General features: G+C 37.6%; 9 protein-coding genes. 4 read left to right on the top strand and 5 right to left on the bottom strand.

What is annotated here, in order from left to right; genetic code table 11:
• Window positions 1–225: 225 nt before the first annotated feature.
• On the bottom strand, window positions 226–876 hold the full coding sequence (locus ACJML3_RS09790) for a GntR family transcriptional regulator (RefSeq protein WP_406022789.1): 651 nt from the start codon (window positions 874–876) through the stop codon (window positions 226–228).
• 288 nt (window positions 877–1,164) lie between these two features.
• On the opposite strand from ACJML3_RS09790, the gene ACJML3_RS09785 reads away from it, so the two are divergent.
• From ACJML3_RS09785 to kdsA, 3 genes are all read left to right on the top strand, one after another.
• Window positions 1,165–3,651, top strand: a complete 2,487-nt coding sequence (locus ACJML3_RS09785) for an inorganic phosphate transporter (protein ID WP_406022787.1) — start codon at window positions 1,165–1,167, stop codon at window positions 3,649–3,651.
• Between the two features lie 244 nt (window positions 3,652–3,895).
• Window positions 3,896–5,509, top strand: a complete 1,614-nt coding sequence (locus ACJML3_RS09780) for a methyl-accepting chemotaxis protein (protein ID WP_406022785.1) — start codon at window positions 3,896–3,898, stop codon at window positions 5,507–5,509.
• A gap of 307 nt (window positions 5,510–5,816) precedes the next feature.
• Window positions 5,817–6,671, top strand: coding sequence for a 3-deoxy-8-phosphooctulonate synthase (gene kdsA, locus ACJML3_RS09775; RefSeq protein ID WP_406022783.1), 855 nt, complete (start codon window positions 5,817–5,819; stop codon window positions 6,669–6,671).
• 71 nt (window positions 6,672–6,742) lie between these two features.
• On the opposite strand, the gene purB is transcribed toward kdsA, so the two are convergent.
• Genes purB through ACJML3_RS09755 form a run of 4 tightly spaced genes read right to left on the bottom strand, consistent with a single transcriptional unit; the run spans window position 6,743 to window position 10,384 of the window.
• Window positions 6,743–8,110: an adenylosuccinate lyase gene (purB, locus tag ACJML3_RS09770; protein WP_219936604.1), complete on the bottom strand. Its 1,368-nt coding sequence runs from the start codon at window positions 8,108–8,110 to the stop codon at window positions 6,743–6,745.
• Between the two features lie 27 nt (window positions 8,111–8,137).
• Window positions 8,138–8,782: a lysogenization protein HflD gene (locus ACJML3_RS09765; RefSeq protein WP_406022780.1), complete on the bottom strand. Its 645-nt coding sequence runs from the start codon at window positions 8,780–8,782 to the stop codon at window positions 8,138–8,140.
• A gap of 4 nt (window positions 8,783–8,786) precedes the next feature.
• Window positions 8,787–9,908 carry a tRNA 2-thiouridine(34) synthase MnmA gene (gene mnmA, locus ACJML3_RS09760; RefSeq protein WP_406022778.1) on the bottom strand — a complete coding sequence of 374 codons (1,122 nt, stop codon included), beginning with the start codon at window positions 9,906–9,908 and terminating at the stop codon, window positions 8,787–8,789.
• An 8-nt stretch (window positions 9,909–9,916) separates the two neighbouring features.
• A complete protein-coding gene (locus ACJML3_RS09755) occupies window positions 9,917–10,384 on the bottom strand; it encodes an NUDIX domain-containing protein (protein ID WP_406022776.1) in 468 nt (155 codons plus the stop codon).
• Window positions 10,385–10,588: 204 nt separating this feature from the next.
• Here ACJML3_RS09755 and icd point away from each other — a divergent pair.
• Window positions 10,589–11,655, top strand: a 1,067-nt coding sequence (icd, locus tag ACJML3_RS09750) for an NADP-dependent isocitrate dehydrogenase (protein WP_406022775.1), incomplete at its 3' end; no start/stop codon positions are given.

Raw genomic sequence — 11,655 nt, 5'->3', positions numbered from 1 at the left:
TAATTTATCAGTGTCTTCATTTAAAATGCATGCTGAAATCATACATCCTCCTAAAGAATAAGAAGTCTAATTTAACTTCGGTTTATACACAAATCCTGTCAGGAAACCTGTCCTGCTTTAAAAAAAACGCCTTATTTTTTCACAAAACTGCAAAAAAAACATTAAATTTTTTGTAAAAAATATTAATAAAATTTTATTAAAACTAAATTTTATTAGTTTTTACAATTATTTAACTAAATGTTCAAAATTTTTCCAGTAGGCACCAAAATCTGGAAGAATATGTGCTCTTAGCAGTGTTACAACACGACCAATATTTCTTTCCTTGATTGCAGTTGCAATATTCTGATGCTCGATTATGGATTTTTGCATGTGTTCCATATTGTTGCCAAGTCTGTTTCTTGCTGTGTTCATAATTGCAGAAATTCTTTCAAAGGATGAAATGAAATAACTGTTTTCGCACAGATCTACAAGGTTTTTATGGAAAACAGAATCCTGATAAAGATAATCCTCTCCATTATTAGAAGATAGAGCAAATTTCATTTTTACAATTACTTTTTCGGTTTCTTCTATTAATCTTTCCTGATTTATAGCAAAAGAAAGGATCACACTTTGAGATTCAATCACAAATCTGAAGTTTAAAAGATCTAAAAGCTCTTTTGAATTTAGTGAGAATACATAAGTTCCACTTTTAGCTTTTCTTACAACAAGGCCTTCAGCCTGAAGTCTTTTTAAGGCATCACGGATAGGAGCCTTGTTAGCTGTAATAAGCTGTTCAAGCATTCTTTCAGAGATCTTCTCGCCCATAGCAAAAGAGCCAGAGATGATTTTCTCTTTTATCTGCTCATATACGATGTCTTTTTGAAGATTCTGCTCCATACCATACCTTAAGAAAATTAAAGATTTTTAGAGAATAAAGATCAGTTCTGTCTTAAAAATAAGTTATAGATATTATATAAACTGCAATCTAAAAATTCTCAAAAATAAACAAATGATAGTTAAATATAATAAAAATATGTGAATAAGCTCACAATTATTTTATTTTACAAAAATTTAACAAATTATTGAATAGAACTTTACGAATTAAGCAAAAAATAAAATATATCTACCAAAAAAGTAATGAGATCTAGTAAAATTACCCACAAAGTGTATAAATAAAGGAACACCATGCTTTCAAGTATAGTTTTTATCATTGTGGTTATGCTTCTGCTGCTAGCTGCATTGGACCTTTTTGTAGGCGTAAGTAATGACGCTGCTAACTTTTTAAATTCTGCAATCGGAACTAGAATCGCGCCACTTGCCGTTGTCATGGTGGTTGCTTCTTTAGGTGTTCTTATGGGAGCTACCTTTTCATCGGGAATGATGGAAATTGCAAGAAAAGGTATGCTTTATCCTGAAATGTTCAGCTTCGGTGAAATAATTCTTATCTTTGTCGCTGTAATGATTTCAGATGTCCTTCTACTTAATCTTTTCAATTCCTTCGGTCTTCCAACCTCTACAACAGTTTCAATTATTTTCGAGTTACTAGGCGCTGCAACATTCGCATCATTCTTTAAGGTTTATGGTACAGGCCTGTCCTACTCAGAAATTTTTAACTACATTAAGCTTGATAGAACAGCTACCATCGTTTCAGCTATTTTACTGTCAGTTGTAATTGCTTTTATTACAGGTATGGTAGTGCAGTTTATCTGCAGACTTCTTTTCACATTCAGATTTGAAAGAACTGTGAAATATCTAGGCGGTATCTACTGCGGTCTTTCAATCTCAGCAATTGCATACTTCCTCATCATGAAAGGTGCTAAGGGTGCATCATTCATGAAACCTGAGTATCTTGACTTTATGGATACCCATTTCTCATCAATTATGTGGAGTATATTTGCTGTATTTGCCCTAATCGGTCAGATAATGGTTCTTTTTAATAAGAATGTATTCAGACTTATTATTCTTGCCGGTACCTTCGCTCTTGCATTCTCATTTGCAGGAAACGATCTTGTAAACTTCGTTGGTGTTCCTCTAGCTGCACTTGACTCATATCAAAACTGGAGTCAGTTTGGTGCAGGTGATTCATCATTCATGATGGACTGTCTGAATGAGACTAACAGAACCTCAACAATATGGCTGTTCACAGCAGGTGCTATCATGTGTGTTACTCTGTGGGTGAGCAAGAAGGCAAGACAGGTTATTCAGACATCTATTAACCTCTCATCAAGTACATCAGGTACAAGAGAGCAGTTCGGTGCTTCAACTCTTGGCAGAATCATCACAAGAATTGGTCTTGGTGTTTCAAGAACTGTTTATAAATCTATTCCTGATTCTAGTGTTTCCTATATCAAGAAAAGATATACAAAGCCTCTTGTTAAGAAGGGTGAGGATAGACTGCCTTTTGACTATGTAAGAGCTTCAATAAATCTTGTTATTGCTGCAACACTAATCTCCGTTGCAACTTCATTAAAGCTTCCTTTATCAACCACTTACGTTTGCTTCATGGTTGCAATGGGAACCTCTTTTGCTGACGGTGCTTGGGACAGAGAGAGTGCTGTTTATAGAATATCAGGTGTGGTAACTGTTATTGCAGGCTGGTTCTTAACAGGTATTTCTGCCTTTACATTTGCCTGCTTTATCGGATTTATTCTGTTTAATCTAGGTTATATTGCAGCTCTTTGCATAACTCCATTTGTATTTGTTTTAATCATCTATACAAACTTCTTTAGAAAGTCAAAATCTGATGCTGCAATCAGTGCTCTTTCTGCAAAAACAGATCAGGAAATTCTTCAGTCTGTTGCAAATTCAGTACCTGAATATTTTACAAAGGAGCTTGAAAGCCTGCAGGTATCAATTGATGCCTTCTTTGATGACAACGAATTCCAGTTAAGAAGAGCTCGTAACAAGGCATCAAATATTCTTGAGTCTTTAAGTGAGAAGAGACGTGCTTACTATTCTCTTGCAATGGATAATACAAAAGATCTGCTTTCATCAAAGGTAGTATCAAAAGCTAAATGTACTAATGATGCTAAGTTCTTCTTCTATCTTGTGTTCTCAAATATGAAGGAAGCTTCAAAATCAGTTCATTATGCAATTGATCAGGCTGTAAATCATGTTGCAAACCGTCATACTATCTTTGGCGGCATCATGAAACAGAGTCTTTATGAACTGTTAAAGAGAGTTGAGCGATTAAATGACGATTTAGCATCCATAAGAGAACAGGCAAATTCCCAGTCTGTTGAAAGCCTAGTTAAGCATTCAAAGAAACTTAACCGTGATATCGATAAATGTCAGCTAGAATTAGTAGCTATTATCGGCTCAGAGCACGTATCTATGCATTCATCTGAGATGTATCTGACATTCTTGCAGTGTATGAGAGATATAGCAAACAGATATGTAGCTGTATGTATGCAGGCTCATGCCTTAGCTGAGATTGTATATGGCGTAAAATCCAGCAAGGATGCTGACAGTCAGGCTCAGAGCATTGTTATGGCAACAGCTTTCAGACAGGAAAGATCAGAACTTGCAATTTCAGATAACCAGACACAGTTATCTCCAGTTTTAAAGATTAGTGATGAGATACCTGCTCAAAGAGTTGGTTATCTTGTAGATAATGATGATTCTTATGTTGAGCTGCCAAAATCACCTGCTCAGATGGAATCTGAAAAATAAGAAATTAAAAAAAATGAAATAATACCTCAGTTTGTTTTATAACTACTGAGGTTTTTTATTTTAGTAGTTAAAGAAATCTTGTGATGCACCGTTAAATGTTTGTATTTCAATAAGGTATAACTTTGAATTAAGTCAAAATTTAATAATTTTGGATTAACATTATTGATAAACATTGCCGATAATAGTAACAAAGTATCAGTAGACTGCTGACGCTGTTTTTCTTATACAAATAAGGATGATTCATATGTTTGGTTGGTTTAATAATCTTGCAGTTAAGGCTAAACTTCTTGTTGCCTTCTCAGTTGTAATCGTATTAACACTCGTTATCTCAATTGTCTCCTTAGTAAATCTATCATCTATTAAGGGCTCTATTGAGTATGCTGATACAGAACTTTCAGGTAACTATAACCCTAATGTTGAAATCAGCGCACTTGTAAATGAGGTTAACGATCAGCTGTTTATTTTCGTAAATAATATTCGTGAATTTACTCCTGAAAATCAGGCTGCTGTTGAAAACAAGTTAACACAGATAAGTCAGTTTGCTGATAAGATTGACAGCACTAATTCAACAGAGTACACAAAACTCTTAAAGTCTGATATTGCAGAAGTTGTAGCAAATTACCATGAAAGACTTATTCCTGTCTTAAAGCGTAACTTCCAACCTATGGCTCGTGGTATTTACTCAGTAGAAATCTATCCAAAGTTAGTTGATGCAAATAAGATCATTGTCAAGATTAACTCATCAATTCTGTCAAGTATCATGGCAAACTTAAATGAGCTGAACTCCAACGGTCCTATCGTTGCTGTTGCATTGGCATCATTATTGGTAGTTGTTCTGTCAGTAGTTGTAAGCATCTCTCTTGCAACTATATTCACAGCTGCAATCAAGCAGGCTCTTGTTGCAACATCTGCAATTGCAAAAGGTGACCTGTCAAGTGAGGTACGAACAAACTTAAATGATGACTTTGGTACACTTCTACGTGCATTAGAGAGTATGCGTGTTGAATGGCAAGGCATTGTAGGCGCTATCAAGAGTGCTGAAGCCAAGTTAAATGAGAACTTTACCAACATCAATAACACTACAAGTGAGATTGCAGAATCTGCTAAGGTAACTGAGAGCCGTGCTCTTACAGTTGCAGCTGCAGCAGATGAGATGGTTTCTACAACATCTGATATTGCCAAGAACTGTCAGGAAGCTGCTGTTAATGCTGAAGATTCCAACAGAACCACCCAGGATGGTGTATCAAAGGTTCGTCTGACCATTGAAGCTATTCAGGAACAGGTTGTTAAGTCAAAGAACGATGCTCAGCAGGTTAGCGCTCTTGTAGATAGAGCCCAGAAGATTGGTACTATTGTTCAGACAATTGATGAGATTGCATCTCAGACCAACTTACTTGCTCTTAACGCTGCAATTGAGGCTGCTCGTGCAGGTGAGGCTGGTAAGGGCTTCGCTGTGGTAGCAGATGAAGTTCGTGCCCTTGCATCCCGTACTTCAAAATCTACTCAGGAAATTACCTCAATGGTATCTCAGGTTCAGTCTGATGCCAACCTTGCAAATGAGTCTATGACCAAGTCTGTTGAGTCAATGGATGCTTTAGCTGCAGAAACTGCTGCTATCGAATCACTGCTTAACGATATTATCATGAAGGGTGAAACTGTAACTGCTCAGATTGGTCAGATTGCAACAGCTGCAGAGCAGCAGACAACTGCAACATCTGAAATCTCCAACAACATGCAGAGCATTACCAATGCAGCTCAGGGCTTTGCTGTTGAGGTTGATACCGCTCAGAGAATCGTTAATGATGCAACAGATAACGTATCTCACTTAACAGAGATGGTATCTAAGATTAAGGTATAAATACAATCAAACATTTAAAGGATCACTTAATGTGGTCCTTTTTTTGTGTCTTATATCCTGCCATTTAAGTCGCAGATGTTAATAACTTAGTATCTGCTGTTTTTTTGATAAAGCAAAGTGAACCTTTAGGTTTTTTGCTGCATACAACCTATGCACTCAGAGCAATAGGCTTCTTTTCTCAAGACTTTTTCCTTTAAAAGAGGTGTCTGTCAGGTAAACGTATGTAACATACAAAGAACATTTTGTTTTGTATATTTTTTTTTTTCATATATCATATTATCAGTAATCAATTCATATCGAGGCTCAAATGGAAGATAAGGTTGTTAAACTTGGCAATATTGAAATTGCCAACCACAATAAGTTTGTTCTTTTCGGCGGAATGAACGTTCTTGAAAGTCGTGATCTTGCAATGAAGATCTGCGAACACTATGTTAAGGTTACTGAAAAACTAAATATTCCATATGTGTTCAAGGCAAGTTTTGACAAGGCTAACAGATCATCAATTTTCTCATTCAGAGGTCCTGGTCTTGATGAGGGCATGAAGATTTTTGAGGAAATCAAAAAGACTTTTAATGTACCTATTATTACTGATGTTCATGAAAATGAGCAGGCTGCAATAGTTGCTGAATATGCAGATGTTCTTCAGATCCCAGCATTCTTAGCCCGTCAGACTGATCTTGTTGCTGCAATTGCAAAGACTGGCAAGGTTGTAAACATCAAGAAGCCTCAGTTCCTATCTCCATCTCAGATGGCTAATGTTACAAAGAAATTTGAAGAGTGCGGAAATGACAAGCTTCTTCTTTGCGACAGAGGCTCAAATTTTGGATATGACAATCTTGTTGTAGATATGTTGGGGTTCTCTGTTATGAAGCAGGTTACAGGTAATTATCCTGTAATTTTTGATGTTACTCATTCTCTTCAGTGTCGTGACAGCAATGGTGCTGCATCAGGTGGCAGAAGAGCTCAGGTTACAGAGCTAGCTAGAGCAGGTTTAGCTGTAGGAATTGCAGGTTTATTCCTTGAGGCTCATCCAGATCCTTCAAATGCTAAATGTGATGGTCCATCAGCTTTACCTCTTGATAAGTTAGAGCCATTTTTAGCTCAGTGTAAGGCAGTTGATGATCTGATTAAGTCTTTTGCACCATTAGATACATCACATTAAGATAAAAATTTCCTTTGTTTAGTCGTAAAAAAGGCCTCAATATTGAGGCCTTATCTAATTGTAAATATCGTTTAGATATCTTTTGCAAACTTAACAGCACGACCAATGTAGGTTGCAGGTGTTAAGCCACGTAATAAAGCCTTAGCTTCTTCTGGCATATCAAGATTCTCAAGGAAGTTTTCCATGATCTCCTTAGTTACCTGCTGACCACGGGTTAATTCCTTTAACTTCTCATATGGATTTGCAATACCATAACGGCGCATTACTGTCTGATATGGCTCTGCTAATACTTCCCAGTTGTTGTCTAGTTCAACTGCAGTGTGGTTTGCATTAGCCTGAAGCTTAGAAATACCCTTTAAGGTTGATTTGTAAGCGATTAGAGAATAACCAAAAGCAACACCAAGGTTTCTTAAAACAGTTGAGTCAGTAAGGTCACGCTGGAAACGTGAGATAGGTAATTTGTTTGCTAAGTGACCGAATAGAGCATTAGCGATACCTAAGTTGCCTTCTGAGTTTTCAAAGTCAATTGGGTTAACCTTGTGAGGCATTGTTGAAGAGCCGATTTCGCCTGCGATAGTCTTCTGAGTGAATACACCGTTTGAGATATAACCCCAGATATCACGGTCAAAATCGATAAGGATTGTGTTGAATCTGTCAACAGCTGCGAATAACTCAGCAATGTAGTCATGTGGCTCAATCTGAGTTGTATATGGATTGAAGGTTAAGCCTAAATCCTCTTCAAAAGCCTTTGAAAATGCGTACCAGTCAACATCTGGATATGCAACTGTATGAGCATTGAAGTTACCTACAGCACCGTTGATTTTACCCATGATTTCAACATTGGCAATCTGCTCGCGCTGACGGCGCATTCTGTAAACTACGTTTGCCATTTCCTTACCGATAGTGGTAGGAGATGCAGGCTGACCGTGGGTACGTGCTAATAATGGAACATCTGCATACTTGTGAGCTAAATCTGCAATCTTTGAGATGATCTCATCCACAATTGGAAGTAAAACTTCTTCTCTTGCAGTCTTAAGCATTAAAGCATGAGAGTTGTTGTTGATATCCTCAGAGGTACATGCAAAGTGAATGAACTCGCTAACCTTTGCAATCTGCTCGTTAGACTTTGTCTTGTCCTTTAAGAAGTATTCAACAGCCTTAACATCATGGTTTGTTACAGCTTCACGCTTTTTGATATCTAAAGCATCTTCTTCGTTGAAGTTCTTAATAATTGAATCGATAAACTCAACAGTTTCCTTAGAAAATGCTGGAACCTCTTTGATCTGTTCGCAGGCTGCTAAGTGCTTTAACCAGGTTAATTCAACCTGTACTCTAAAGCGCATTAGGCCATATTCAGAAAAAATAGGACGCAGTTCTTCAGTTTTAGATGCATAACGACCATCTAAAGGTGAAACAGCTGATAAAGTTGAAAGTTCCATGATATTCCTCATATAAAAGTAGAAATTCTAGATCTGTTCAGATGCGTAACTTAGAATGTCTTTACGTCTGAACATTAAATAAAGCTTTTTACCGCCAACCTGATTCCATAAAACCACAGCTCTGATACCTGCAAGCAGGAGAGCTCTGATTCTATTCTGATTCTCAGTTGAACTTAAAAAACGCTCCTCACCAAAAATCAGGAGTTTTGAAAAATTAGGGCTGATTAATGACTGATAGAGCTGAGCAAATTTTTCAACATTGTCTGAATTCATGACAACTGATGTGCTTCCCTCAAGAAAATCAGGATATTCCTTTTCAATTTGCAATTTCAGAGAATCAATTTCATTTGACAGTCTGTTGTACAAAGAAGTGTTTCCCATAATTCTGTCGGTAAGAGCAATAACCTGCATTGCAAGTTTTGCAAGCTCTTTTGCATTGTTGTCTGTAATACCGTCTGTTGAGAATCCTTCGATAAGAGACTTAAATCCATTTTTAAGATCACTAGTCTTGTAGATATCCTCAACGGTATTTGGATCTGTAACAAGAAGTGCACGAAATACAGTTGCTGCTGAATGTTCATCACAGTAGCCTGTATGAGCTATTCTGTTTATCTGTGAACAGCACTGGAATAAAGCTGCAAGAGCAATTGATTCTGATTTGATATTCTTCATATTTCTAGTCTTTTAGATGTCGGTCAATAACAGCGCCACCAAGACAGTCAGGTCCCTGATAGAACACAACAGACTGACCTGGAGCTACAGCTGCAACCTTATTATCAAAAATCACTTTTAGGTTTTCGCCATCTCTGTATACGGTACAAGGTACATCAGGCTGGCGATAACGGATCTTGCAGGTGCATTTTAATGGTAACTGTGGACAGTCAGTGATCCAGCTTTCATTGATTGCGATAAGTCCATATGAATAAAGATCAGTATCCTCATTTCCCTGTGCAACTATAAGTCTGTTGTTCTTTACATCCTTTTCAACAACATACCAAGGTTTTCCGTTACTATCCTTTCTGCCACCAATATTAAGTCCCTTTCTCTGACCTATGGTTGCATACATAAGTCCATCATGACGGCCAACGACTTCACCTTTGGTGCTTACAATATCACCTGGTGTTGCAGGAATATACTTTGAGAGAAATTCATGGAAACGTTTTTCTCCAATAAAGCAGATACCTGTAGAATCCTTCTTTTTAGCAGTTGCAAGACCAAGTTTTTCTGCAATAGCTCTGACCTTTGGTTTTTCAATATCTCCTACAGGGAAGAGTACTCTTTCAAGGATATTTCTGTTGATTGCATGCAGAAAATAACTCTGATCCTTATTTGAATCAGCACCTCTTAAAAGGTGAGCTTTTGGTGTATTAAAGCTTCTCTGACAGTAATGACCAGTAGCAATATAGTCTGCATCAAGTACCTCGATTGCATACTGCATGAAAGCTTTAAATTTGATTTCTTTATTGCAGAGAATATCTGGATTTGGTGTTCTGCCAGCCTTGTACTCTGACAGGAAAATCTCAAAAACATTATCCCAGTATTCAGCTGCAAAATTGATGGTTTTCAGTTCTATTCCAAGCTTGTCACAGACTTTTTGTGCATCCTCTCTGTCCTTTGCTGCAGCACAGTATGAATCAGTGTCATCCTCTTCCCAGTTTTTCATGAAAAGAGCAGTTACCTTCATTCCGTTCTGCTTTAATAGTGCAGCACTCACAGATGAGTCTACACCACCTGACAGACCGACAACAACATGCTTTCCTTTTAGCTGTTCGTAAGGGATGCGTGCATCAAATTCCATTTTTTATCCTATGGCTTGATTGAGCTTATTAAGGACAGATCAAAACGCTGTCCCTTGAAATAGGCATCGAAGTTTTTGCCAACAAGTCTTGTACGCCATTTATCCTTGTTATTGTAGATTTCTTCTTTTGTATACCATTTAACAGCAAGGATCTCATTGTCAGGATCATCTGCTATCATCTGCTCTTTGTAGTCCTTGAGCTTTCCTTCAAAGCAGAATCTGTAGATGGTTTCGTTATCCTTTACATAATCATCAATAGAAACAAGACTTAAAATTTCTACCTCGCAGCCAGTCTCTTCATAGCCTTCTCTTTTAGCTGCTTCAATAATGGTTTCTTTGCCATCAATATGACCGCATGGATTTGAAAAGACAAGACGATTTTCCTGATCCTCGTTATACTCTTCAACAATAAGGTATTTTCCATTGTGCTCAACAATAAGAGCAACGGTTGCATATGGCTTGAATCTTGATGACATTTTTATCTCCTTGAATGTGATCATTTTAGCAAAAATTACTGATTTTTTAAACTGCAGATAAAAAGGAGACAAGACATGATTTTTTTCTGATGCCATATTTTTGTGCATAATGCAGTCTAACTGAGAATATTTCAAGAATACTGCTAGTTTTGCACTATTTTTGCTACAATTATGCATCATACATTGTTTTATTAGGAGATACTGATGTTCAACTCAAAAGTTGTAGTACCTGCAGAAGGTAGCGCAATTACAATCGATGTAAACGGCAAGTTACAGGTTCCTGCAAATCCAATCGTGCCATTTATCCGTGGTGACGGTATCGGTGCTGATATTACTCCTGTAATGCAGAAGGTTGTTGATGCTGCAGTTGCTAAGGCTTATAACGGTCAGAAGAAGATTTCATGGATGGAAATCTATGCCGGTGGTCGTTCAGTTGAGGTTTACGGTGATAACACCTGGTTACCAGATGAGACTTTTGATTTTATCAGAAAGTATCACGTTGCTATCAAAGGTCCTCTAACCACTCCAGTTGGCGGTGGTATCCGTTCATTAAACGTTGCTTTAAGACAGACTCTTGATTTATACATCTGTCTTCGTCCTGTACGTTACTTCAATGGTGTTCCATCACCTGTAAAACATCCAGAGCTTGTTGATACTGTTATCTTCAGAGAGAATGCTGAGGATATTTATGCAGGTATCGAGTGGGAGGCAAATTCAGAAGGCGCACAGAAACTTATCGACTTTTTAGAGAAGGAAATGGGCGTTAAGAAGATCCGCTTTAATACAGACTGCGGTATCGGTGTAAAGCCTATGTCAAAGGCTGGTACTGAAAGATTAATCGGTGCTGCTTTTGAATATGCTATTGACCATGACAGAAAGTCAGTAACCATCGTTCACAAGGGCAATATCATGAAGTTTACTGAAGGTGCCTTCAAGAACTGGGGTTACAAGCTTGCTGAAGAAAAGTATGGTGCAACTAAGGATGAGAAGGGTGTAGTAAGCTTCACCAATCCAAAGAACGGCAAGAAAATTGTAGTTAAGGATTGTATTGCTGATGCATTCTTACAGAACATTCTTCTATATCCACAGGATTATGATGTAGTTTGCGCAATGAACTTAAACGGTGACTATATTTCTGATGCTCTTGCAGCAGAAGTGGGGGGTATCGGTATTGCACCTGGTGCAAACATCGGTGCTGACAGCGCAATCTTCGAGGCAACTCATGGTACTGCTCCTACTATTGCAGGTACCGGTAAGGCAAACCCAGGTTC

Source organism: Succinivibrio sp., from assembly GCF_045124615.1.
In the GTDB taxonomy this organism is placed as follows: Bacteria; Pseudomonadota; Gammaproteobacteria; order Enterobacterales; family Succinivibrionaceae; genus Succinivibrio; species Succinivibrio faecicola.
Note: the sequence above shows the minus strand (reverse complement) of the source record. Positions and strands in the feature narration are given on the sequence as shown.

What these genes read in the sequence shown, in the direction of transcription:
- ACJML3_RS09790 (WP_406022789.1), bottom strand. Translation starts at nt 876, where the DNA reads ATGGAGCAGAATCTTCAAAAAGACATCGTATATGAGCAGATAAAAGAG.
- ACJML3_RS09785 (WP_406022787.1), top strand. Translation starts at nt 1,165, where the DNA reads ATGCTTTCAAGTATAGTTTTTATCATTGTGGTTATGCTTCTGCTGCTA.
- ACJML3_RS09780 (WP_406022785.1), top strand. Translation starts at nt 3,896, where the DNA reads ATGTTTGGTTGGTTTAATAATCTTGCAGTTAAGGCTAAACTTCTTGTT.
- kdsA (WP_406022783.1), top strand. Translation starts at nt 5,817, where the DNA reads ATGGAAGATAAGGTTGTTAAACTTGGCAATATTGAAATTGCCAACCAC.
- purB (WP_219936604.1), bottom strand. Translation starts at nt 8,110, where the DNA reads ATGGAACTTTCAACTTTATCAGCTGTTTCACCTTTAGATGGTCGTTAT.
- ACJML3_RS09765 (WP_406022780.1), bottom strand. Translation starts at nt 8,782, where the DNA reads ATGAAGAATATCAAATCAGAATCAATTGCTCTTGCAGCTTTATTCCAG.
- mnmA (WP_406022778.1), bottom strand. Translation starts at nt 9,908, where the DNA reads ATGGAATTTGATGCACGCATCCCTTACGAACAGCTAAAAGGAAAGCAT.
- ACJML3_RS09755 (WP_406022776.1), bottom strand. Translation starts at nt 10,384, where the DNA reads ATGTCATCAAGATTCAAGCCATATGCAACCGTTGCTCTTATTGTTGAG.